Raw genomic sequence first — 21638 nt, 5'->3', positions numbered from 1 at the left:
ACGATTGGAGGTCGACGACAATGCGAAGGCGGGTTTACTTCTTCAGCTGTTCAATCTTTTCCGCCGGCAGCCCGGTCAGCTCGTGGATCGTGTCGACATCGTACCCTTTCGCCAACATTTTCTTCGCGACGTCGATTTTCCCTTCCTCGATCCCTTTTTGACGTCCCTGTTCAATCCCTTGCTTCATCCCTTGCTTTATTCCTTGTTTCAACCCTTGTTCGATTCCTTGTTTGACTCCTTGTTGAATGCCTTTCTCGATTCCCCGCTGTTCGTATGAGATGATGAGCTCCATCACTTGTTTCGCTTCCTTCGTCTCCATTTGGCTCACCTCGTTTCGCAGTTGGATTTCCTCCGCTTCGGACAACCGCAAATACGTTTCAAAAAACCCAAACAACAGCCGCTGTTTCGCCTCATCGAGCTCGAGGCGGACGAGCATGCGCAAAAACTCCTTTTTCACTTCCACCTTCTCGCTTTCATTATACCCCATTTTGCTTAACAAGGCGGCGGCAACCGGATTGTCACGGCGGATGTACTCGCGCCACGGCAGTTTGTGCAGTTCCACCGTCAGAAAGCGGAAGTCAAGAACCGTCAAAAATGGAAATTGAATCATCAATGAGGAAGGTTCGTCGTGGCGTTCGTCGTAGCTGAAGATGGCAATCGGGAGGATGCGGCGGCGGTGTTTTTGAAACAAGCGGCTGAAGTAGAGGAACATTCGCTCGGGGAACGTCCGCTGCTTATAGCTTTGATGTTCGACGTGAACGATGACGAGCCCGTCTTCCCCTTTTACCTTTGTTTCGACCAACAAGTCGACGCGGTGCTTCTCCCCGGCTGTCACGTCGGTGAACAGCTCTTCGGAGAGGAAAGAGAGATGGTGAACGTCGATGTGCTCGTACACGTCAGGAAAGAAAAGAAGCAAAAAGTCTTCGAAAAACGTCGACAGCAGCTCCTTGAACAACCGGTCGTGATCGATTCGCTGTTTGGCCACGTTTTCCCTCCTTGCGATATCAAATTCATTGCATCCTATTCGCTTTCTTCCGGCCCAACTCCTGCTTTTCCCCGAACTTTTTCATCCGTTTCGCTGTTACGGCCGGAATCGGGGCAAGCGGCCTAGTTTTCCCTCGCTTCCAAAACAGGGAGCGCAAACCGTTCTTCCGTTTGCGCTCCCATTCCCCACTTAGTCGGCCGCCCCATTCGGTGCGGCTCCGCGGTCTCCCGCATTCAATTCGTCGAATACAGGCTGACGAGCTCGTACGTCACCGTCGTCCGGTTGTCTTCCCACTCGAGCTTTTTCACGACCGCGATGCCGCTCGCTTCGCTTTGTACGGTCCGGCGCACTTCAAGCGGCACGTCGAGCGGATACAAGCGGTATCCGTCTTTTTCCAGCACAAACACATTTCCTTGAACGCGCTGTTCCTTCCCTTTGGTCACAATGACCGTCTGCACTTCCATCGGCATGCCCATATGATTTCAACCTCCTTGGCTGCCCATCGATTCGTTGGCGGCCGCGCCGCCTTTCTACTCGTATCGTATCACACCGTCGGCTGTTGTTTCATCCATTGTGTAAGCCTTTGCACCGTCTTGCGGTTGGCTGGCGGCGGAAAATAGTGGGTGAACGTGGGGAAGTACCAAGCCGTGACCGGTTTGCCGAGCTGCTTCAACCGCCGTTCCAGCCGCCAAGCGTGCTCAATCGATACGTTCTCATCACGTCCGCCGTGGATGATGAGCACCGGGGCCTTGAGCCGTTCCAGATGATAGAGCGGCGTGCGGTGCCGGTAGCGCTCTGGGCATTTGTTCGGCGTCCCGCCGATGACGCGCTTCATCATCCGCCGCAAATCCGGACGTTCCCAGTATGTTAGCGCTACATCCGTCACGCCGCCCCAAACCGCGACGGAACAAACCCGTTCAGCGAGCATGGCGGCATGAAGCGCCATCGCCCCGCCGCGCGAGAAGCCGAACAGATGGACGCGCCCCGGGTGGACGAGCGGGTGGCGGCGAAGAAGCTCAAACCCGGCAAATGCGTCATAGCGATCGTCGCCGGCGAAATCTTCGTTCCCTTCCCCGCCTCCGTTGCCGCGGTAAAGCGGGGCGAAGACGGCAAATCCGCGCGACGCGAACTCGATGAGGCGCGGCACTCGCACCTGCCCGACGTTTTTGATCCCGCCACGCAAATATAAAAACCCGTCGTACACGCCGTTTCCTTTCGGCGCCGCGAAAAACCCTTTCACCTTCAGCCCTTGGGACATATAGGTGACAACGAACACCTCGATGCCCGGGTGCGGCGACGGAAACCGGTATTGGTCGATGATGTCCCCGTCCATACGCCCGCCTCCTTCCTACGCGAAACTAGATGATGCGAACCACCCGTCATCATCCCCCAATGCCTTCTTTCATTAGGGCAAGTGGAGATGTCCGACTGCCTCGCCGCTCTTGCATGCCGCCCCTTGGAAGAGCATCAACTTGAAAAAGCCCTCGAGCGCGAGGAACGGCCCGACCGCCTATTTTTTCTAGGCCTTCACACATTTTTCCCTCCTGCATACGATAAGGTGAAGCCAATGTTCACCGCACGTGGACGAAAAGGGGGTAAGCCGCATGAAAAAATGGATCGCATGGTTGTGCTCGCTTCTTCTCCTTCTGCCGCTCGCTGCCTGCGGCAACGGCAACGGCCAAGGAGAAAAGCCGCTGAAAAACGTCCGGCTCGCCGAAGTGACGCACTCGATTTTTTACGCGCCGCAGTACGTCGCCTTAGCGAAAGGCTTCTTTAAAGAAGAAGGGCTCGATGTCGAGCTGACGACGACATGGGGCGGCGACAAAACGATGACGACGCTGCTGTCCGGCGGCGCGGATATCGCTTTGGTCGGCTCGGAAACATCCATTTATGTCTATGCGCAAGGGACGGATGACCCGGTCATCAACTTTGCGCAACTCACGCAAACTGACGGCACGTTTCTCGTTTCCCGCAAAAAAATCGACCACTTTACGTGGGAGATGTTGAAAGGAAGCACGTTTCTCGGCCAGCGGAAAGGCGGCATGCCGCAAATGGTCGGCGAATTTGTGCTGAAACAACACGGCATTGACCCGCACAACGATTTGCATCTCATTCAAAACGTCGATTTCGCCAACATCGCCAACGCGTTTGCGAGCGGGACCGGCGATTTCGTCCAGCTGTTTGAACCGACCGCGAGCATTTTTGAGCAAGAAGGAAAAGGCTACATCGTCGCTTCCTTTGGCACCGAGTCCGGACGCGTCCCGTACACATCGTACATGGCAAAGCAAAGCTATATAAAAGCGAACAAAGACGTCATTGAAAAATTTACGCGCGCCATCTACAAAGCCCAGCAATGGGTGGCATCGCACAGCGCCTCGGACATCGCGAAAGCCATTCAGCCGTATTTCAAAGACACCGATTTGGCCCTCATCGAAAAAGTGGTTGATCGCTACAAAAGCCAAGGCACCTACGCGACCGATCCGATTTTAGATGAAGAAGAATGGAACCACTTGCAAACGATCATGGATGAAGCCGGCGAACTGCCGAAGCGCATCGATCTTGAAACATTAGTGGATTCATCGTTTGCCAAACAGGCGATGAATGAGTAACGAAAGCGGGTGAATCGGATGTTTCTTGCCATTGACCGCCTCTCGCACACGTATTTTACGAAAACGACCGCCGTCACCGCGCTCGATCAAGTGTCGCTGTCCGTCGAGAAAGGAGAGTTCGTCTCCTTTCTCGGCCCCAGCGGCTGCGGCAAAACGACGTTGCTGTCGATCATCGCCGGGCTCATTGAGCCGACGGAAGGATCGGTCTGCATCGACGGCGAACCGCTTTGGCCGCGGGAAACGAACGCCGCTATGGCGCGCCGGGCAGGCGGAGCGGATTCACCGATCCGCCGCGCGGTCGGCTACATGCTTCAGCAAGACTACTTGTTTCCATGGAAAACAATCGAGGAAAACATCTTGCTCGGTCTCAACATCACAGGAACGTTGACGCCAGAAACAAAAGAGCGGGCGCTCGCCCTGCTGGCCGAGATCGGCCTCGGCGGCGTCGAATCGTATTATCCGAGCCAGCTGTCCGGCGGCATGCGCCAGCGCGCCGCCCTCGTGCGCACGTTGGCGACCGACCCGAAGCTGTTGCTGCTCGATGAGCCGTTTTCCGCCCTTGACCAACAGACGAAACTGAAGCTGGAAGAACTTGTATGGAAAACGTTACAGCAATACGAAAAAACCGCGGTGCTCGTCACACATGACATCGAGGAAGCCATCGCCATGAGCGACCGCATTTTCTTGTTTTCGCCGCGGCCAGGCCGCCTTGTGCGGACGTTTGCCATTCCAGATGAGCTGCGGCACTGTCCACCGTTCGCCGCCCGCCAGCATTCGGCGTTTTCCGCGTTGTTTCAATCCATTTGGAAGGAGATGGAGGCCCTTGAATCCGTCTAATGAACGCATCCGCTCGCTGCATCATAACTACCTTGCCGCACTCCGCAAAGAGCGGCGCGTGATCCGCCTTTGGCAAGCCGCACTCCTTGTCGCCTTTTTCGCCGTCTGGGAAGCGGCGAGCCGCTTTCATTGGGTCGATCCGCTCTTGTTCAGCTCTCCGTCCGCCATTTTCAAGCTGTTCTTGGAAAAAATCGGCGATCACTCTCTTCTCACGCATACGTGGGCGACTTTGTTTGAAACGATGCTCGGGTTTGTCATCGGCACGGCCGGCGGCGCGCTGATCGGCGCGTTGCTTTGGTGGTTTCCACGCCTCGCCAAAACGCTGGATCCGTATTTGGTCGTCTTTAACGCCATGCCGAAAGTCGCGCTCGGACCGATGTTGATCGTCGCCCTTGGGCCGGGGTTTACATCCATTATCGCCATGGGCGTCGTCATTTCGATCATCATTACGACGATTGTCGTTTATGCGTCGTTTCAAGAAGTCGACCCGAACTATGTGAAAGTGTTGCGGACGTTCGGCGCCACCCGCTACCAATGTTTCAAAGAAGCGGTGCTGCCGGCGTCGTTTCCGGCGATCATTTCCACGTTGAAAGTAAACGTCGGCCTCGCCTGGGTCGGCGTCATCACCGGCGAGTTTCTCGTTTCCAAACAAGGGCTCGGCTATTTAATTATTTACGGCTTCCAAGTATTCAATTTTACCCTCGTCTTAATGAGTTTACTCATTGTCGCGCTGCTGTCGACGGTGATGTACCAGCTTGTCGCGATGATCGAAAAAAAATGGAGCAGCCGCCGCTAAGAGACGTTCGCGAACGATCGATGGGCGTCTCTTTTTGCTTTGCCGCCGACGGCGAAACAAGGCCGCCAAATATTAGTCGATCCACCCGCGCCGTTTGAGTTCCGCAAGCGCTAATGGAAGCACATCATCCTTCATGAGATAGCTAAAGCGCCGATCGTCGCGGATATGGTCCGGCAACGCCGAAAGCAGCACCGGGCCGTTCGTCTCCCAATACGATTCCCGCTCTAGAAGTGCCGTAATGTTGGCGAAATACATGTTTTTCACAAGATCCGGCTCGACCTCGTATTGGCCGACATAGGAAAGACGGCCAATGACCCCGCCTGTTTCTTCCATCACCTCACGGGCAGCGGCCGCCTCAGCCGTTTCTCCGCTTTCAACCTTGCCGCCGGGAAATTCGAGGCCGCGGTGCGGATGATCTGTCAATAGCCACTGATCTTGGTAGCGGCAAATGATCCACACATGCCCGGGGGCCGAGGAAAACGGATGGTCCGCAAACGCCAGCCGGACGCGATGCCCGTAGTAATCACGAAATTCATACATCGGACTCTCCCCTTTCCTCTCCCCATTATACAAAAAAAGCCGCCCCATTCGCGGCTTTTTAGTCGTTTGTTTCTGTTTCTTCAGGTAGGATGCCAAGCGAGCGGACATGCGCCTTCGCTTCGTCATTGCCAAGCCGGTAAATCATTTCGTAAATTTTCGTCATCGTTCGGTCATAGGCGTCATTTTCCCGGTCGTAATGATATTGGACATACGGCACATGGGCGCGCCAAAACGCCTGCCAGTCCGTCGAATAGTTTTGGTCAAAATACTCGCGCAGCTCGGCGATTTCCCGGTCGGTTGCCTCAATTTGGAAGTCCCATGGCGACGCCGTTTTCAACTGAGAAATTTCTCCGGTTGCCATCGAGACGTAGTACGTCTTTTTCCGTTCTTCTGCCACACTCGTCCACTCCTTCTGCTCTTTTTGTTTAGTGTGGGGCCATCTAGGAAAAATATGCGGATTTCACGAAAATGGGCGAACAAAATGAGGTGGCCGTTTCGGCGGAAGCGATCGATAAGGCAAGAGGGCCACTCCGGCATAATCGGAAAACGTACAATGCAGCGTTTTCCTCAGAAGGCCGGTGATGAAAGGAGCAAGCCGCTTCACCGCCTTGTTTCTCAAATAGAGAAATTTTGCGGCATCGGCTTCTCATTTCACATGGTCTAACGTCAGCTAGGAGCGATCATTATTTTTCACCAGCCTTTCAGAGATTGGCGACTGAGCCAACCGTTCATCCTCATCGGTCAATGCGAAAGGAGCATTGTACACAAAAATCCCCCGCCAAGCTAGCCTTCGGGGGTCATTTCATCTCATCTTTCAACAGCTCGATCGCCTTGCGCAGCACGGCCGGAATCGGAACGCCGGCCCGTCCGGCGTTTTCCACAATCGAGATAAATTCATTGGCAATATAGAAAAATATGATCGCATCACGAATTAAGTGCATATCCCAGCCGATGGCCAAATCGACGAGATGGGATGCAGCGACAAGCACGAAAATAAGCAATTTGCGGACGATGCCGCGAAACCCGACCTGGCTTGACAGCCTGCCTTCCAACGCACTCGCGACAATACCGGTGATATAATCGACGATCACTAACGCTAGCAAAATGACTACAAATGTGTCCACGCTGCCGACGAACAGTGACACGAGCGAACCGAACAGCGAAACCCCGATCATCGGAATCGGCTTGTTCACGTTCCCCCCCTCCTTCGACATAGAATACGCGTAACTATTCTATGCCGAGGAGACAAAGCAAGCCGCGGCGCTTTCCCTAAACAATGCTTTTTTTCGACAAAAGCAAAAGGCTGCCCGGTGGGGTGACGGGCAGCCTGTCCGTTTACCGTCCCAAAAACGATTTCAGCATCCAGACGTGTTTTTCCAAACTCCGGTGAATGCCAAGCAGCATATCCCCTGTCGTTTCATCGCCGACTTCATCCGCCACTTGCATTCCTTCCTTCAGTTCGCCGATCATCGTCTCAAAATCGCCGGCAATCGCGGCGACCATTTGCTCGGCCGTTTCCGTCCCGGTCGCTTCCTTGACGGACGCTTGCTCCAATGCGCCTTTCATCGTCGCCACCGGTTTGCCGCCAAGCGCCAGCAGCCGCTCGGCGAGCGCGTCAATATGGCCGGCCGCTTCGTTGTAAAGCTGTTCAAACTTCTCATGCAGCGTAAAAAATTGCGGTCCGGTGACATACCAATGGTAGTTGTGCAGCTTCACGTACAACACGGTCCAGTTCGCGATTTGCTTGTTGACAATGTCCGTTAATTGGTTTGCCATATTCATTCCTCCCCATGGTTGATTTACCCAACTTGTCCGTTATTGAAACAGCCGAACCTTGCCGTTGAATAGGTTGCCCGATTGCAGCAGAAATATGAATGTGCGCGTGTTCCCGTATGATATAATGGAAAGAAAAAAGGCAGGCGTCATCATGTATTGGACGTTAGTGATTTGTCTTATCATTGTAGCGGTCGTTCTTTTGTTGGCAGTCGTCACCACTTCGAAAGCGTACGGGTACAAACATACAGTAGATCCGCTTCCCGAGGAACGGGGCGACAAACAACAAACCGGCCCAAAACAGCCGCAGTAGCGGCTTTCGGGCCGGCCGATTCATCAGCCGAACACTTTTTTCAGCTCCGTTTTCTCTTGCGACAGCCAAAAGCGCATCAACTCTTTCGCCGCCTCTAAGTCATGCAGCTTCGCTTGGCCGCATTGCCGCTCGGTGGCGGCCGGCACTTCCGTCGCATTCAAGGCGTCTTTCATCGTCTCCTCAAGCAAATCGATGATTTCCTCAACGGTCGGCGATCCGCTCACGACAAGGTAGAACCCCGTCTGGCAGCCCATCGGCGAGATGTCGATAATGTCAAAATGATCGTACTTGGCCGCATGTTTGCGCAGCGTATACGCCAACAAGTGCTCTAACGTATGAATGGCCGCCGGGTCCATCGCTTCTTTGTTCGGCTGGCAAAAACGAATATCGAACTTATTGACAACGCCGTCGCTGCCGACTTTGTGAACGCCGCAATGCCGCACGTACGGCGCTTTGACGGCGCAATGATCCAATTCAAAGCTTTCTACCGGTGAAGGCATACAAAATCCCCCTTAGTCGTGTATTCTCTTTTTTATCATAACCAAAACGAGGGGTGTCCCGCATCTTTTTTGCCTTCCATACCGTTTCGGCCGGAAAGACCTTGACTTCCAAAGCCGGCGGGACAGGCGAAACACCCGCTGGAGGCGAATGCCTTTTCACCATAACGCACCATTTCCCTTGAACGGAAAAGCGGTTTATTCTATTGTAGAAATAGTGACAACGACGGAAAGGAATGGTTGCAGTGGCCAAGTTGTTGATCATGCTCATCCGTTTTTACCAACGATTTCTTTCCCCGCTTAAGCCGCCAACTTGCCGTTTTTACCCGACCTGCTCGAATTATGGGCTCGAGGCGGTAAAACGGTTTGGCGCCCTCAAAGGGGGGTGGCTGACAGTGAAGCGGATTTTGAAATGCCATCCGTTTCATCCGGGTGGGTTCGACCCTGTTCCTGAACCATCTCAGCACCTTAATGAAACAAAATAACTGTATTCCCCCTTGCCATTTTCCTCATTTTTTTATCGAAGAAAACGGCCATTCCATCCGGAACGGTTTTTGAATTGGCTTGAAAATTGGCCAATAGAAGTAGTTCGGGCGAAAGGATTTTTTTGGCTTGCTTCGAGGAATGACATGTGCTGCCTGTTATCACAAGCTGGGACGTCCATTACCATTCAAGGAGCCGGGCAATGGGTGGCTACCTATCCGGAAGAAGCCATTCGTGAGATTCTTCAAGAAGACGACGCATTGCGCACAAATTGGGACAACGTATACGGCGATCGTATGACCGAGTTCGTGTTAATCGGCATCGAGATGGATGCCAGGCGGATTGAAGCGACGCTTGATGAATGCCTGCTGACAGATGACGAAATGAAAGAGGACTGGACAATATGGAAAGACCCTTTCCCACCATTTCATCCTTCGCTTTAAGCAATGATAAATGCTTTTCAAATCGGAATCATTACGATATAATAACGAAGGACATATCTCTTCGAAGGAAGGAGCTCATGATGAGAACGAAATCATGGATTGTATGCGTATTTCTCGCTTTATTCGGCCTGCTATACGGCTGCCAAAGCAACCAAAATCCGAACGAGACGCAACCCGCGAAAGAAACGTTAACGATTTATACAACCGTCTACCCGCTCGAAGATTTCACGAAAAAAATCGGCGGCGATGCCGTCGAGGTCCATAACGTTTATCCGCCGGGAGCGGAAGCCCATACGTTCGAACCGACAACGAAAACGATTCAACAGATCGCCGAGGCGGACGCCTTCATTTACATCGGCCAAGGCATGGAGCCTTTCGCTGAAAAGCTAAAAGAAACGTTAAAAAATGAACCTGTTCGCTTTCTCGCTGCTGCCGACGGCATCGACCTCCTTGAATCGTCCCATGAAGAACATGGAGAGGAACATGAACATAACGCCGAAGAAGGCGGCGGAGGGGAACACAATCATGGTGACAAAGACCCTCACGTCTGGCTTGACCCAATCCGTTCGATCACGATCGCCGAACAGATTCGCGACCTGCTGATCGAGCTCAAACCAGAGCAAAAAGAAATGTTTACGAAAAACTTTAACACCTTAAAAGCAAAACTAGAAGCGCTTGATCAAACATTCCAACAAACCGTGCAGTCAGCGCCGAAAAAAGACATTCTCGTCGCCCATGCCGCCTACGGTTATTGGGAGGAACGCTATGGGCTCCGCCAGCGGAGCGTATCCGGCCTGTCACCGACAAACGAACCATCGCAAAAAGAGCTTGCCGCGCTCATCGATTGGGCAAAACGCCATCACATTCGCTATGTTCTTTTTGAGCGCAACATCCCAGCCAAAACTGCGGAAATGGTGCAGCATGAAATCGGCGCCAAGGCGCTCTATTTGCACAACCTTGAAACGCTGACTGACGAAGACAGGAATCAACACCGTGATTACTTCGACTTGATGGAAGAAAATATTGAAACGATTCAACAGGCGCTCCGTTAGCCTTTCCCCGCTCCGCTGCCAAGGCGGAGCTTTTTTATCGCTTTTTTTGCCGAAACTTTCTTTTTCGTGGCAGTGCTCCAAAAGATGGAGGACGAATGTAATATACCATTTTTGTTTAAAATTTTCTAAAAATTATATGGAACATTTGCGCAAACGAGCGATGATCACGCTTCCGATCAGCATCATTTTCGCCATATGCATCGCTGTCTCCTTACTTTCTCATGAACATCAAACCAGACACGTCCCACATCTCCAAAACGCAGAAGCTGGCCGAGTATACAAAGCCAGCCAACGGTCCGCCTGCGGCTCCCGCCGATCTGAACCATGACGGCCAGATCGATCTCCACGACGTGCTGCTGGCCTTGCAAAAGCAGCAACGACAAACAGGCGATAACAAGAAAAAAGATCACCAATAGCGACACCTTGCCATAAGTATATGATAAAAATGGGACGTTTCTGACTGCGCCCTCGCAAGGACAAGGCAGAGAACGTCCGAACGTTTTTTCTTTCAAGGTGAAACGGCATGTCGGGCTTTCATTCCATTGCAAGACATGCCGTTTTTTATTAGGCAGACATCCATTCAATGCGGCGGCCGCCCGTCCATAAAAAGCAACATTCGAGTTCGCGCGGGCAAAATCCGACCGCCTTTCGGCATAAAGACGGCATGCTTTCCTTGCATTGCCGGATTTGTCCCTCTTCCTCGCACCATAACAATACGCGCACCCGGTCGCGGTAAACGATGCAGAGGCTTGCACTGCTCCATTCCTCCTCCCTTCCCTGATGCCCCCCGCCGACAAGCAACAGCGGTTTGCATTCTGCTTCTTCCGCCGAACCGAAAAACTGCAGCAAATGGTCCGTCACTTTGGCGAGCACGAGGCCATAATGCAATGGCGAAGGAAAGAGAGACAACGAAAGGAGCGGGCGGTGCATTTCAATCAGCCTCAGCAGCTGAAACGGCGACCGCAAGGAAGGGGCTGTTTCACAATACGCCTCGACGACGCGGCGGAGAAATCGGTGAACGGCATAAACCCAAGCGCCTTGCGTTTCTTGATGTATATATCTCATCGCTGCCGCCTCCCATGTTTATGCATGTTGTTCCAGCTGCTCCAACACAGCATAAATCGAACTCCACGACCGCTTGACAAAGTAAATGGGCTTGTCTTTGCTTTTCGCCTTTTCTTTCACTTTTTTCGCTAAGTTATGGTTAATGTAATCGATCATCACTAATACGGCATCCACATGTTCCGGGATATCGCGCTTGACCATATTCACTTTTCGGCCATTGACATGAATGATTTCCCGGAAACCGGAATCCGCTAATTTATCGGTAATGTTGCCTAAATGATCCGCACCAACAACAAGCAATGAGGCCATGACATCTTCCTCCCTTATCGCTTTCTCTATTGCTATTTTAATTGAGAATGATTTTCTATGTCAATGATAATGATAAATGTTTTCATTTTGTCACATTCAAAAAAACCGTTCCGACTTTAACAAGGCGACGGGCGACAGAACGGCCTCTGTTTCTTCCCCTTTCCGCTCATAAATGGCGGCTAAGCCGGCAAACTATTGGTGTAGGCGATTTCACTATGATAAGGGGGATGACGAATGGCGAAAGACGTTCTTTGCGAAGTCCGCAACTGCCATTATTGGGCGGAAGGAAATCGCTGCAGCGCCGAGGCGATTTACGTCGTCAGCCATACAGGAAAAATGGCGTCCGATTCGACGGAAACGGATTGCAAAACGTTTGTTCCTTCTGATGAAGCATAACTGTCAAGCAAGTCAAGCGCTGCCTGGCTGACCGGGCGGCGCTTGCATAGTTAGAGGGGGATGACGATGGACAAGCGCGCCAGCCTCATTAACGCGTTCAAGGAGGAAATGAAGAAGCGCCATCCGGCGGCCTATCCGGTTTGCATCGACTCCTTCACGAACTTGTGGCAGTACGAGTTCGGTTCATTGGAGCAGTTGCCGCCCGATATTAAGCGGCTTGTCGCCTATCGGGCGGCGGAGCTTGGACTGGCGGACGATGATTTTTAATGCCGGCTGCGGGATCAAGCGAGCGCCCCGTTTATCGGCGGGGCGCTCGCTGTTCTGCTTCCGGAATGAGCGTTTTCAGCTCGCGGCGCAGCAGTTTTTGCGCTGCATTGCGCGGCAGCGCAGGAACGAAATACATGCGCGCCGGCACTTTATAGGTAGCTAATCGGCGGCGGCAAAATTGCTTCAATTCGTCCTCATCCGCCGCCGCCCCTTGCTTTAATTTCACAAACGCGTACGGCACTTGCCCCCATGTTTCATCTTCCACGCCGGTCACCCCGGCTTCTTCGACAGCCGGATGCGCGAGGAGCACGGCCTCGATTTCGGCGGGGTAGACGTTTTCGCCGCCGGAGATGATGAGGTCAGAGCGGCGGTCAAGTACGTACAAAAACCCTTCTTCGTCGACATACCCGATATCTCCCGTATAAAACCAGCCGTCGCGGATCGCCTGTTCGGTCGCCTCCGGGCGGTGCAAATACCCTTTTGTCACGTTTGGCCCTTTCACGACAATTTCCCCGGCTTCATACGGCGCGGCCGGCTGCCCGTCGCGCATGATGCGCAACTCGGCCGGAAAAAGCGGCTTGCCGGCTGAGCCGAGCTTGGTCAAGCTGTATTCCGGCGCCAAGGTGACAATTTGCGACGCCGTTTCCGTCATTCCGTACGTTTGGTATACCGGAATGCCTTTTTTTTTGCACGCTTCAAGCAGCGGCTGCGGCGCCGGCCCGCCGCCTAGCAGCATGCAGCGGAACGTATCCGGGTAGCGCGCTGCGCCTAGTTCGGACACCATCCGCTGCAGCATGGCGGCCACAACCGACATGACGGTTACCTTGCCGTCCATGATCAAAGCGTTGGCCGCCTTGGCGTCAAACGACGTCTGCAGCTGCATCGGCATGCCGTAAATGACGCTGCGCATGGCGATCGACAGCCCGCTAATATGAAACAGCGGCACGGCCGCCAGCCAGCAGTCGCGCTCGTGCAACCCTAAGTTGAGCGCCGAGCCGACAGCGCTCCACCAATGGTTGCCGTATGTTTGCAGCACGCCTTTCGGGGTGCCGGTCGTCCCCGATGTATACATAATCGTTGCCGTCTCGTCCAAATGGCAGGTTTCTTTAAGCAACACGTCCGCTTCGGCAAACGCGGCGAGCGCGCTCACCGTTATGACCCGCCCGTCGCCGCCGAAGCGGCCGGCCAGATCGTCGTCGGCAATCACGACGCGCGCCCCGCTGTCATCGAGCTGCCAACAAAGCTCATATGGCGTAAGGCGCACGTTTTGCAGCAACGCACGGGCGCCGAGGAAAAACAACGCATGGACGATCTCCATCATCTCCACGCTGTTTTTCATCAGCACCGCGACAATGTCGCCTTCTTTGACGCCCGCCCCGGCAAGGCGGCGCGCCCAGCTCGCGGCGGCTTCATACAGCTCAGCGAACGTTTTCGTCCGCTTTCCGTCACTGATGGCCGTCCGCTCCGGGGTCAAAAACGCCCGCTGCTTCAGCCAGTTTGGCATCGTTGTCATTCATTTTCCCCCTTTCATCGTAAAGAAGCAGCTTGACGGGACATCAAGCTGCTTCTTCGTTCTCACGGAAAACGCGGAAACTGGCCGAAGTCCGGTTTCCGTTTTTCTTTAAACGCTCTCATTCCTTCTTTCGCTTCTTCCGTCGTATAGAAAAGGAGCGTCGCATCGCCGGCGAGCTGCTGAATGCCGGCCAAACCGTCGGAATCCGCATTAAACGCCGCTTTTAAGAAACGAATGGCCGTCGGGCTTTTTTCCAAAATTTCTTGCGCCCATTTGACCGTTTCCTCCTCAAGCTGTTCAAGCGGCACAACTTTGTTGACGAGCCCCATCTCGAGCGCTTCTTGGGCGTTGTACTGGCGGCACAAATACCAAATTTCGCGCGCCTTTTTATGGCCGACGATGCGCGCCAAATAACCGGCGCCGTAGCCGCCGTCAAAGCTGCCGACTTTCGGCCCCGTTTGGCCGAAGATGGCGTTGTCGGCGGCAATCGTTAAATCGCAGACGACATGGAGCACATGACCTCCACCGATCGCATACCCGGCGACCATCGCGATGACCGGTTTCGGGATGACGCGGATGAGCCGCTGCAAATCAAGCACGTTCAGGCGCGGAATTTCGTCCTCGCCGACATATCCTCCATGGCCGCGCACTTTTTGGTCCCCACCGGAGCAAAACGCCTTGCCGCCCGCGCCGGTCAAAATGATGACGCCGATGTTCGAATCGTCCCGCGCCCGCGAGAATGCATCGATCATCTCGTTGACTGTTTTTGGACGGAACGCATTATGTACTTCCGGGCGATTGATCGTAATTTTGGCGATGCCGTTGTACGTTTCGTAAATAATGTCCTCATAATCGTACTCTTTCACCCATTCAAACGGCATTCATACTTCCCCCTTTTTAATGAATTCACTTACTATTTTAGCAAAAATGCCGGGCTGTTCCACATGAATTGCATGTCCAGCCTCTTGCACGCAGATGAGTTCGCTGTTCGCCAGCTGTTCATGCATGTCGGCAGCAATGCGGCAAAATTTCTCATCGTGCTCCCCGCAAAGAAGCAGCACAGGCGCTTGGATCTCCCTAAGCCGCTTCCACCACGACGGCTGCACGCCTGTTCCCATCCCGCGCAGGCTGTTGGCGAGCCCTTGCTCCGTATGGCGAAGCCGCTCGCGGCGAATGGCCGCCCGCACCGGCTCCGGAAGCCGCTTTTGCGTGGCAAAGAGCGGCAGCTGTTCCCAATGATCAACAAACGCGCGGACGCCGTTTCGTTCAATCATGTGCGCGAGCGCCTCATCGGCTTCTCGCCGCGCGCGCCGCTCCGCTTCCGTCTTCAGCCCCGGCGAGCTGCTTTCAAACACTAAGCGGCGGATGCGATGCGGATGCCACATAGCAAAGCTCAAAACGAGCCGCCCGCCCATCGAATAGCCGAGCACGTTCACTTTTTCGATGCCAAGTTCATCAAGAAGCGCCGTCAAGTCGGCCGCCGCCTGCTCCATTCGGTACCGATCGGCGCTTTTGGGCGCCTCCGTCCGCCCATGTCCGATGAGGTCAACCGCTATGAGGCGAAAGTCCTGCCAAAAAGGAATGAGCGGCCGCCACGTATCCGCGCTCCCAGTGAACCCATGCAGCAGCAACAACGGCTCCCCTTCCCCATATTGTTCCACATGGTAACCAATTCCATTCAGTTCCACGGCTCTTCCATTCCTTTTTGTTCGAGAAATTTCCCGATTTCCTGGGAAACACGTTTCCACAACAATCGATGCATTTGGACATTTTCCGCGCGCGACGTGCGCACTTCGATAACGTTCAGCCCGCCTGTGTCGAGCGATTCGGCGACATGGCGGCGAAATTCGTCCCATGTGTGCGGCGCCGCATAACGGCCGCCATACATCTCGACCGCATGGGCAAACGACAAATTCGTCGGCGTGCCGAACAACGTTTCAAACGGCCCTTCATGGCGCGCCTGCGGCAAAAAGGAGAAAATGCCGCCGCCGTTATTGTTCAGCAGTACGATCGTCGCCTGCAGCCCGTGCATTTTGGCCGCCAGCAGGCCGTTTAAGTCATGGTAAAACGACAAATCGCCGATGACAAGCACGAGCGGCTGCGCAACAGAGCTTGCGCCCAAAGCGCTTGAGACGACGCCGTCAATGCCGTTGGCGCCGCGGTTGGCGAGAACGCGAAACGGCTTGTCCGTGGCAAAGAAAAACGTATCGGCGTCGCGGATCGGCATGCTGTTGCCGACAAAAAGCGTGGCTCCCGCCGGCAGCAGCTCAGCAAGTTCAGCAAACACTTTCCCTTCAAACCATTCGTCTGCCGGCAAGTGCTCCCGCAACACGGTGCGGGCGATGTCGTTGATCTCCCGCCACGTCGTCGACCAAACGCTCTCGTTTCGCTTCGGTTCGGCGATGTCAAGCAGCTGGCGGCAAAAAACGGTTTCATTGCTATGGACGACACATGCCGCCGACAATGTCGGATCGCGCCAGCCGCCATCATCGACAACGATTTGGCGGATCGAGCGGTGTTGCTTGAGCCATAAAAAGAGCGGCTTCGATACCGGCATGGCGCCAAACCGGAGCACGACGTCCGGCACGAGCTTTGACGCGATCGCCTCGTCTTTTAACATGGCATCATAGCTGTCGATGACATACGTTTTGTCATGCGAACCGGCACGCAGCTGGGAAAGCGGGTCGGCGAGAATCGGAACATCAAGCGCCCTTGCCAGCTCCGTCACCGCCTCGGCAAAACCGGGCTGGTCAAGCGGTCCGCAAACGATCAGCCCGCGCTTGGCTGCGGCCAACTGCTCATAGAGCACCGCCGCGTTTTCTGCTGACAGCGTCGCACAGCCGCTGATCATTTGCGGCGTTTCCGCCACGGTGCGCACCCGCTCCCAAACGTCATCGCCGATGATCGGCACGAGCGGCTCGCGGAGCGGGACGTTGACGTGCACAGGTCCAGCCGGCGCGCCCGCCGCGATGGCCGCGGCCCTTGCCGCCATCGTCCGCGCATAGCGAAGCATCGAATCCGTCTCTTCCGGCAGCGCCAAGTCGACAAACCATTTCGCATAACGGCCGTATAAATGCAGCTGGTCAATCGCTTGCGGCGCGCCGACATCGCGCAGCTCGTGCGGCCGATCGGCCGTCAGCACGACAAGCGGCACGCGCGAATAGTGCGCTTCAACGATGGCCGGCAAATAGTTGGCCGCCGCCGTCCCCGACGTGCATACTAACGCGACCGGCCGCTGTTTCGCTTTCGCCATGCCGAGGGCAAAAAACGCCGCCGACCGCTCATCGATGTGCATCGAAAAGCGGAGACCGCGATGCTCCGCCATCGCCATCGCAAGCGGCGTCGAGCGCGAACCAGGGCTGATGACGGCTTCTGTCACCCCAGCTTGCACCAGCCCGTCAACAAAGGCGGCCACATAATATGACAACGCGTTAGTCATTGTTCATCACTCCTAAAGCTGATAACATCGGGGCCATTTTGACGTTCGTCTCTTCATACTCGCTCGTTGGATCCGAATGGGCGACAATGCCGCAGCCGGCAAACAGCGTCGCCTTGTTCCCCTCAAGCAAACCGGAGCGAATGGCGACCGCCCATTCCCCGTTGCCGTCCGCATCCACCCAGCCGATCGGAGCGGCGTACCACCCGCGGTCAAGCGGCTCAAGGGAACGGATCGCTTCCATCGCCCGTTCGCGCGGCGTTCCACCGAGCGCCGGCGTCGGGTGCATCAGTTCTACAAGGCGCAGCACCGATGGCTCCCGGCAGCCGCGGCCGACGACCGGCGTGCACAAATGCTGGATATGCGGCAGCTTCAGAAGCTGCGGCACAGCCGGCATCTCCACCGTCTCACAAACGGACGAAAACAAGCTTCGGATCATGCGCACAACAAACTGATGTTCCTCGCGGTTTTTCGAATCCGCCTGCAGCCAGGCGCCAAGCTGTTCATCTTCCGCCACGCTGCCCCCGCGGCGCACAGACCCTGCCAGGCACACTGAGCGGCACGTCTCCCCTTCTTTTCGGACGAGCTGCTCAGGCGAGGCGCCAATAAAACAGCGGCCGTCTTGTTCAAACGCAAACAGATAGGCAAACGGCTGCTGCTCGCGAAGCCGCCTGAGCACAAACGCGGCGTCAATCACCGCGTTGAACGCCAACCGTCGCGCGCGGGCGAGCACGACTTTCTCCAATCGGCCGGTGCGAATCGAGGCGATCGCTTCATGAACCGCCGCGAGCCACCGCTCTTTTTCCTCTTCTTCATCCGAGATGACAGTCGGAAACTCTGCTGAAAACGGCAACGGCTCCTCCATCCGTCGAAGCAGCCGCCCGATTCGTTCCATGTCCCGCTCCATGCCGCCAGCGGGCAGCGTGACCGTCAGCAACGTCCGGCCGTTTTTGACCGAGAGAAGCACAGCCGGCGCCACGAGCTTTCCGGCTGAAAACCCGCGCCATACCGAAGCGGGCGGCCGGTGCGGGTCAAACGAAAACCCGCCGAACAACAGCGGCGGCATATCTGCTTCGCCGTGCTGCTCGATCTGTCCGGCCCATCGTTGCCGCTCTTGTTCGATATACTGAAACCGTCCGTCTGTTTCCTCTGTTTCGATCGCATAGGCCGAGCCAAGGCCGACAAAGACGGTGCCGCCGCTTCGGTCAGACCAAAAAAACCGCTCGCGAAACCCGCAGGCCGGTCCTTGCATAAAAAAAGAAACCGGATCGATGTCTTCCAACGGTTCCGTCCAGCTGACAAACGGCCGTGCGGCGCTCGCCGCCAGCTCGTGCAGTTGTTGTTGGATTTTATGTTGAAATACAATCGCCACGACCCTCACGCTTTCTTTCGTAAGATTCCCTCTCCATCCCCTACATCCATTATATATAATAGGAAATCATTTATCTATCGGAAAGGGTTGACACGCCTTAAACGTTTTCCTACACTTATTTTGACTATATTTTCACGAAACATTAAGGGGAAATCCATATGCAGCCATCCACACATATCGATCATCGACCGCCAGCCCGCCGCGACTGGCGCGTCTTTTGGCGGCTGACGCGGCCGCATACGCTGACGGCGGCGTTTGTACCGGTATGCGTCGGCACGGTGCTGGCGCTTGGCGAGACGGCGGTTCGCCTTTCGCTCTTTGCTGCCATGCTGATCGCTTCGTTACTCATCCAGACCGCAACCAACATGTTTAACGAGTATTATGATTATAAGCGCGGTCTCGATTCGCCGGAGTCGGTCGGCATCGGCGGCGCCATCGTCCGCGATGGCCTCGAGCCGCGAACCGTATTGGCGCTGGCGTTCGCCTGCCTTGGAGCGGCGATGCTCATCGGCGTTTACATTTGCTCGCAAAGCAGCTGGTGGCTTGCCGTCATCGGAACGGTTTGTATGGCAGCCGGCTACTTTTACACCGGCGGGCCGTTTCCGATTGCTTACACGCCGTTTGGCGAGCTGGCGGCCGGGTTTTTCATGGGATTTGTCATCATTTTAATTTCCTTTTTTATCCAAACGGGCGATGTTAGCGTGAAAGCGGTGCTCGTGGCCATTCCGGTCGCCATTTTAGTCGGCGCGATTTTGCTCGCCAATAACATCCGCGACCTAGACGGCGACCGCGAAAAGGGGAGAAAAACGCTCGCCATTTTAGTCGGGCGCGATTGGGCGATCCGCGTGCTTGTGATGATGTTTGCCGCCGCGTTTCTTTGGGTTGTGGCGCTGGTGCTGTTCCGCGTCGTGCCGTTTTGGACGCTGCTTGCCTTGCTGAGCGTGCCCAAAGCAGTGGCAGCGGCGCGCGGGTTTATCGGCAAAACGAAACCGGCGGAGATGATGCCGGCGATGAAAGCCACCGCTCAAACGAATACGCAGTTTGGCTTTTTGCTCGCCATCGGCTTGCTCGTCAGCCGCTGGCTATAACACGGTCGGAAGGGCCGTGTTTTTTTTTGATTTTCGCCCATACTACACCATATAGACGCTATTGTGAAGGAAGGGGTTGCAACCGATGTTGACGAGCGAACAACTGGCCGCCTTCCGCTCAACGCTGCTTGAGATGAAGCGGGACATTGAAGACCGGCTGAAGCAAAACGACCATTTCGGCCTCGTGCGCAGCCATGCCCATGATGCGGTCGGCGAGCTGGCGAGCTATGACAACCACCCGGCTGACGAGGCGACCGAACTGTATGAGCGGGAAAAAGATCTCGCCTTAGACGAACATACCGAGCGTGAATTTCGCGAAATTGAACGGGCGCTTGCGGCCATTGCCGACGGCACGTACGGAACGTGCCGCATCTGCGGGCAGCCGATCCCGTACGAACGGCTTGAGGCGCTGCCGACCACGCTTTATTGCCGGCAGCACAGCCCCGACCAAACCGTCTCGCAAAAACGGCCGCTTGAGGAAGGGGTGCTTATGCCGCCGTTTGGCAAATTTGACTTTGACGACCGCGATGAGTCGGTCGCTTACGATGCCGAGGATGCGTGGCAGGAGGTCGCCCGTTACGGCACGTCCGACACCCCGTCCGACCTTGGCAAAAACGTCGACTACTACGGCGAAGTGTACGCCGAGTCGGAAGAGAACGTCGGCTATGTAGAAGACTTGGAAAATTTCGCGGCTGTCGATTTGTACGGAAAACACGTCAACGTGTATCCGACGAGAGAGCATGAGCTGCTCGAAAATCAATTGGACGATGAAGGCATCATGTCCAATATTGGCGATTTACCGGCGTACGAAAAAGACCCGTATACGTCCGAGGACAGTTACCGCCGCTATGACGAAAGGCCGTCCCAGCAAAGCTTTGGGGAAACGAATCCTTAAAACCAGCCGAGGCCAGCGAGCTTCGTCAAAAAGGACCATCCGTGCGATGGTCTTTTTTGAAACAGTGAAGACATGTTTTCCGTAGTACATACCGGAACGTTGATCACGATGATGGAGGCGAGAAGATGAACACACACGAAATTGATTACCAGCTGTACGGCGATGACATGCAGTTTGTCGAAATCGAGCTCGACCCGCGCGAAAGCGTCATTGCGGAGGCGGGCGGCATGATGATGATGGAAGACGGCATCACCATGGAGACGATATTCGGCGACGGCTCCTCGGGCGGAAGGGGGCTGCTCGGCCGCCTTGTCGGCGCCGGCAAACGGCTGCTCACCGGGGAAAGTTTGTTCATGACGGTGTTCACCAATCAAGGAAGCGACAGGCGCCGCGTCGCCTTTGCCGCCCCGTACCCGGGGAAAATTATTCCGGTTGATTTGAGCCAGCTCGGCGGGAAACTGATCTGTCAAAAAGATTCGTTTTTATGTGCCGCCAAAGGTGTCTCTGTCGGCATTGAGTTTCAGCGCAAGCTTGGCGCCGGCTTTTTCGGCGGCGAAGGATTTATTATGCAAAAACTAGAAGGGGACGGGCTCGCCTTTTTGCACGCCGGCGGGACGATTCACCGCCGCGAGCTGCAGCCGGGGGAAAAGCTGCGCATCGATACCGGCTGTCTTGTCGCGATGACAAAGGAAGTCGATTATGACATCGAATATGTCGGCAACATTAAGACGGCCTTTTTTGGCGGTGAAGGGTTATTTTTAGCCACCGTGACCGGCCCGGGAGCGGTCTGGGTGCAATCGCTTCCGTTCAGCCGGCTCGCTGACCGCGTGCTCGCTGCCGCTCCGAGCGCCGGGGGGCGGTCAGTCGGCGAAGGCAGCCTCTTAGGAGGCATCGGCGATTGGCTTGACGGAGACGACTAAAACGAAAAGGGGCGTTCTGAACCAAGCAGAACGTCCCTTTTCCTTTCAT

At 55.1% G+C, this 21638-nt stretch carries 26 protein-coding genes and 1 pseudogene; 12 read left to right on the top strand and 15 right to left on the bottom strand.

What is annotated here, in order from left to right; translation table 11 throughout:
* Positions 1-34: 34 nt before the first annotated feature.
* The 3 genes from GS3922_RS01990 to GS3922_RS01980 form a co-directional block, all read right to left on the bottom strand.
* Positions 35-985 (bottom strand): Rpn family recombination-promoting nuclease/putative transposase, encoded by a 951-nt coding sequence (locus tag GS3922_RS01990; RefSeq protein WP_063164943.1) that lies wholly within the window; start codon positions 983-985, stop codon positions 35-37.
* A gap of 233 nt (positions 986-1218) precedes the next feature.
* Positions 1219-1461 (bottom strand): DUF2584 domain-containing protein, encoded by a 243-nt coding sequence (locus tag GS3922_RS01985; RefSeq protein ID WP_033009830.1) that lies wholly within the window; start codon positions 1459-1461, stop codon positions 1219-1221.
* Between the two features lie 68 nt (positions 1462-1529).
* Entirely contained in the window at positions 1530-2318 is a 789-nt protein-coding gene (locus GS3922_RS01980; protein WP_063164942.1) for an alpha/beta hydrolase family protein, read from the bottom strand.
* Positions 2319-2589: 271 nt separating this feature from the next.
* On the opposite strand from GS3922_RS01980, the gene GS3922_RS01975 reads away from it, so the two are divergent.
* Genes GS3922_RS01975 through GS3922_RS01965 form a run of 3 tightly spaced genes read left to right on the top strand, consistent with a single transcriptional unit; the run spans position 2590 to position 5227 of the window.
* The gene (locus tag GS3922_RS01975; protein WP_063164941.1) at positions 2590-3594 is read left to right on the top strand and encodes an ABC transporter substrate-binding protein; all 1005 of its coding nucleotides are present in this window, start codon (positions 2590-2592) and stop codon (positions 3592-3594) included.
* An 18-nt stretch (positions 3595-3612) separates the two neighbouring features.
* A complete protein-coding gene (locus tag GS3922_RS01970; RefSeq protein WP_063164940.1) occupies positions 3613-4431 on the top strand; it encodes an ABC transporter ATP-binding protein in 819 nt (272 codons plus the stop codon).
* Positions 4418-5227 carry an ABC transporter permease gene (locus GS3922_RS01965; RefSeq protein ID WP_063164939.1) on the top strand — a complete coding sequence of 270 codons (810 nt, stop codon included), beginning with the start codon at positions 4418-4420 and terminating at the stop codon, positions 5225-5227. Before GS3922_RS01970 ends, GS3922_RS01965 begins: the two co-directional genes overlap by 14 nt.
* A gap of 72 nt (positions 5228-5299) precedes the next feature.
* Here GS3922_RS01965 and ytkD read toward each other — a convergent pair whose 3' ends face one another.
* The 4 genes from ytkD to GS3922_RS01945 form a co-directional block, all read right to left on the bottom strand.
* Positions 5300-5767, bottom strand: a complete 468-nt coding sequence (gene ytkD, locus GS3922_RS01960; protein ID WP_063164938.1) for an RNA deprotection pyrophosphohydrolase — start codon at positions 5765-5767, stop codon at positions 5300-5302.
* 58 nt (positions 5768-5825) lie between these two features.
* A complete protein-coding gene (locus GS3922_RS01955; protein ID WP_063164937.1) occupies positions 5826-6164 on the bottom strand; it encodes a hypothetical protein in 339 nt (112 codons plus the stop codon).
* A 400-nt stretch (positions 6165-6564) separates the two neighbouring features.
* A complete protein-coding gene (locus GS3922_RS01950) occupies positions 6565-6960 on the bottom strand; it encodes a phage holin family protein (protein ID WP_063164936.1) in 396 nt (131 codons plus the stop codon).
* Between the two features lie 142 nt (positions 6961-7102).
* Positions 7103-7543: a Dps family protein gene (locus tag GS3922_RS01945; protein ID WP_063164935.1), complete on the bottom strand. Its 441-nt coding sequence runs from the start codon at positions 7541-7543 to the stop codon at positions 7103-7105.
* Positions 7544-7694: 151 nt separating this feature from the next.
* Between GS3922_RS01945 and ytzI the strand changes: the two genes are divergently transcribed.
* On the top strand, positions 7695-7853 hold the full coding sequence (gene ytzI, locus GS3922_RS01940) for a YtzI protein (protein WP_225995611.1): 159 nt from the start codon (positions 7695-7697) through the stop codon (positions 7851-7853).
* Positions 7854-7876: 23 nt separating this feature from the next.
* On the opposite strand, the gene GS3922_RS01935 is transcribed toward ytzI, so the two are convergent.
* On the bottom strand, positions 7877-8353 hold the full coding sequence (locus tag GS3922_RS01935; protein ID WP_063164933.1) for an S-ribosylhomocysteine lyase: 477 nt from the start codon (positions 8351-8353) through the stop codon (positions 7877-7879).
* A 260-nt stretch (positions 8354-8613) separates the two neighbouring features.
* Between GS3922_RS01935 and yidD the strand changes: the two genes are divergently transcribed.
* The 3 genes and pseudogenes from yidD (at position 8614) to GS3922_RS01920 (ending at position 10328) form a co-directional block, all read left to right on the top strand.
* Positions 8614-8835 (top strand): membrane protein insertion efficiency factor YidD, encoded by a 222-nt coding sequence (yidD, locus tag GS3922_RS01930; RefSeq protein WP_409071376.1) that lies wholly within the window; start codon positions 8614-8616, stop codon positions 8833-8835.
* 21 nt (positions 8836-8856) lie between these two features.
* Positions 8857-9276, top strand: a pseudogene (locus GS3922_RS16985) (CobW C-terminal domain-containing protein); the annotation flags it as partial.
* 80 nt (positions 9277-9356) lie between these two features.
* A complete protein-coding gene (locus GS3922_RS01920; protein WP_063167280.1) occupies positions 9357-10328 on the top strand; it encodes a metal ABC transporter solute-binding protein, Zn/Mn family in 972 nt (323 codons plus the stop codon).
* A 564-nt stretch (positions 10329-10892) separates the two neighbouring features.
* Here GS3922_RS01920 and GS3922_RS01910 read toward each other — a convergent pair.
* The gene (locus GS3922_RS01910) at positions 10893-11393 is read right to left on the bottom strand and encodes a hypothetical protein (RefSeq protein ID WP_063164929.1); all 501 of its coding nucleotides are present in this window, start codon (positions 11391-11393) and stop codon (positions 10893-10895) included.
* A gap of 18 nt (positions 11394-11411) precedes the next feature.
* Positions 11412-11702: a DUF2325 domain-containing protein gene (locus GS3922_RS01905; RefSeq protein ID WP_063164928.1), complete on the bottom strand. Its 291-nt coding sequence runs from the start codon at positions 11700-11702 to the stop codon at positions 11412-11414.
* Positions 11703-11936: 234 nt separating this feature from the next.
* Here GS3922_RS01905 and GS3922_RS16980 point away from each other — a divergent pair, with 234 nt between their 5' ends.
* Positions 11937-12098 (top strand): DUF1540 domain-containing protein, encoded by a 162-nt coding sequence (locus GS3922_RS16980; RefSeq protein WP_082816514.1) that lies wholly within the window; start codon positions 11937-11939, stop codon positions 12096-12098.
* Between the two features lie 66 nt (positions 12099-12164).
* The gene (locus tag GS3922_RS01900; RefSeq protein WP_063164927.1) at positions 12165-12365 is read left to right on the top strand and encodes a hypothetical protein; all 201 of its coding nucleotides are present in this window, start codon (positions 12165-12167) and stop codon (positions 12363-12365) included.
* Between the two features lie 31 nt (positions 12366-12396).
* On the opposite strand, the gene GS3922_RS01895 is transcribed toward GS3922_RS01900, so the two are convergent.
* From GS3922_RS01895 to GS3922_RS01875, 5 genes are all read right to left on the bottom strand, one after another.
* The gene (locus GS3922_RS01895) at positions 12397-13878 is read right to left on the bottom strand and encodes an o-succinylbenzoate--CoA ligase (protein WP_063164926.1); all 1482 of its coding nucleotides are present in this window, start codon (positions 13876-13878) and stop codon (positions 12397-12399) included.
* Between the two features lie 62 nt (positions 13879-13940).
* A complete protein-coding gene (gene menB / locus GS3922_RS01890; RefSeq protein ID WP_063164925.1) occupies positions 13941-14759 on the bottom strand; it encodes a 1,4-dihydroxy-2-naphthoyl-CoA synthase in 819 nt (272 codons plus the stop codon).
* Positions 14760-15566, bottom strand: a complete 807-nt coding sequence (gene menH / locus GS3922_RS01885) for a 2-succinyl-6-hydroxy-2,4-cyclohexadiene-1-carboxylate synthase (RefSeq protein ID WP_063164924.1) — start codon at positions 15564-15566, stop codon at positions 14760-14762. It abuts the gene before it with no gap.
* Entirely contained in the window at positions 15557-17317 is a 1761-nt protein-coding gene (gene menD / locus GS3922_RS18090) for a 2-succinyl-5-enolpyruvyl-6-hydroxy-3-cyclohexene-1-carboxylic-acid synthase (protein ID WP_063164923.1), read from the bottom strand. The genes menH and menD overlap by 10 nt, the downstream gene beginning before the upstream one ends.
* Entirely contained in the window at positions 17310-18686 is a 1377-nt protein-coding gene (locus GS3922_RS01875) for an isochorismate synthase (RefSeq protein ID WP_063167279.1), read from the bottom strand. The genes menD and GS3922_RS01875 overlap by 8 nt, the downstream gene beginning before the upstream one ends.
* A 158-nt stretch (positions 18687-18844) precedes the next feature.
* Between GS3922_RS01875 and GS3922_RS01870 the strand changes: the two genes are divergently transcribed.
* The 3 genes from GS3922_RS01870 to GS3922_RS01860 all read left to right on the top strand — a co-directional run bounded on the left by GS3922_RS01870 (position 18845) and on the right by GS3922_RS01860 (position 21589).
* Complete coding sequence (locus GS3922_RS01870) at positions 18845-19774, top strand: 1,4-dihydroxy-2-naphthoate polyprenyltransferase (protein ID WP_063164922.1); 930 nt, start codon at positions 18845-18847, stop codon at positions 19772-19774.
* Between the two features lie 85 nt (positions 19775-19859).
* On the top strand, positions 19860-20669 hold the full coding sequence (locus GS3922_RS01865; RefSeq protein WP_063164921.1) for a yteA family sporulation protein: 810 nt from the start codon (positions 19860-19862) through the stop codon (positions 20667-20669).
* 125 nt (positions 20670-20794) lie between these two features.
* Complete coding sequence (locus GS3922_RS01860; RefSeq protein WP_063164920.1) at positions 20795-21589, top strand: TIGR00266 family protein; 795 nt, start codon at positions 20795-20797, stop codon at positions 21587-21589.
* Positions 21590-21638 lie beyond the last annotated feature (49 nt).

Source organism: Geobacillus subterraneus (genome assembly GCF_001618685.1).
Taxonomy (GTDB): Bacteria; Bacillota; Bacilli; order Bacillales; family Anoxybacillaceae; genus Geobacillus; species Geobacillus subterraneus.
Note: the sequence above shows the minus strand (reverse complement) of the source record. Positions and strands in the feature narration are given on the sequence as shown.

Excerpts from the sequence above, each read along its gene's own strand:
- GS3922_RS01870 (WP_063164922.1), top strand. The coding sequence starts at position 18,845 with ATGCAGCCATCCACACATATCGATCATCGACCGCCAGCCCGCCGCGAC.
- GS3922_RS16980 (WP_082816514.1), top strand. The coding sequence starts at position 11,937 with ATGGCGAAAGACGTTCTTTGCGAAGTCCGCAACTGCCATTATTGGGCG.
- GS3922_RS01970 (WP_063164940.1), top strand. The coding sequence starts at position 3,613 with ATGTTTCTTGCCATTGACCGCCTCTCGCACACGTATTTTACGAAAACG.
- menB (WP_063164925.1), bottom strand. The coding sequence starts at position 14,759 with ATGCCGTTTGAATGGGTGAAAGAGTACGATTATGAGGACATTATTTAC.
- GS3922_RS01935 (WP_063164933.1), bottom strand. The coding sequence starts at position 8,353 with ATGCCTTCACCGGTAGAAAGCTTTGAATTGGATCATTGCGCCGTCAAA.
- GS3922_RS01980 (WP_063164942.1), bottom strand. The coding sequence starts at position 2,318 with ATGGACGGGGACATCATCGACCAATACCGGTTTCCGTCGCCGCACCCG.
- GS3922_RS01910 (WP_063164929.1), bottom strand. The coding sequence starts at position 11,393 with ATGAGATATATACATCAAGAAACGCAAGGCGCTTGGGTTTATGCCGTT.
- GS3922_RS01920 (WP_063167280.1), top strand. The coding sequence starts at position 9,357 with ATGAGAACGAAATCATGGATTGTATGCGTATTTCTCGCTTTATTCGGC.
- menD (WP_063164923.1), bottom strand. The coding sequence starts at position 17,317 with ATGACTAACGCGTTGTCATATTATGTGGCCGCCTTTGTTGACGGGCTG.
- GS3922_RS01905 (WP_063164928.1), bottom strand. The coding sequence starts at position 11,702 with ATGGCCTCATTGCTTGTTGTTGGTGCGGATCATTTAGGCAACATTACC.
- ytkD (WP_063164938.1), bottom strand. The coding sequence starts at position 5,767 with ATGTATGAATTTCGTGATTACTACGGGCATCGCGTCCGGCTGGCGTTT.
- GS3922_RS01900 (WP_063164927.1), top strand. The coding sequence starts at position 12,165 with ATGGACAAGCGCGCCAGCCTCATTAACGCGTTCAAGGAGGAAATGAAG.
- GS3922_RS01860 (WP_063164920.1), top strand. The coding sequence starts at position 20,795 with ATGAACACACACGAAATTGATTACCAGCTGTACGGCGATGACATGCAG.
- GS3922_RS01865 (WP_063164921.1), top strand. The coding sequence starts at position 19,860 with ATGTTGACGAGCGAACAACTGGCCGCCTTCCGCTCAACGCTGCTTGAG.
- ytzI (WP_225995611.1), top strand. The coding sequence starts at position 7,695 with ATGTATTGGACGTTAGTGATTTGTCTTATCATTGTAGCGGTCGTTCTT.
- GS3922_RS01975 (WP_063164941.1), top strand. The coding sequence starts at position 2,590 with ATGAAAAAATGGATCGCATGGTTGTGCTCGCTTCTTCTCCTTCTGCCG.
- GS3922_RS01985 (WP_033009830.1), bottom strand. The coding sequence starts at position 1,461 with ATGGGCATGCCGATGGAAGTGCAGACGGTCATTGTGACCAAAGGGAAG.
- yidD (WP_409071376.1), top strand. The coding sequence starts at position 8,614 with ATGCTCATCCGTTTTTACCAACGATTTCTTTCCCCGCTTAAGCCGCCA.
- GS3922_RS01945 (WP_063164935.1), bottom strand. The coding sequence starts at position 7,543 with ATGGCAAACCAATTAACGGACATTGTCAACAAGCAAATCGCGAACTGG.
- GS3922_RS01895 (WP_063164926.1), bottom strand. The coding sequence starts at position 13,878 with ATGACAACGATGCCAAACTGGCTGAAGCAGCGGGCGTTTTTGACCCCG.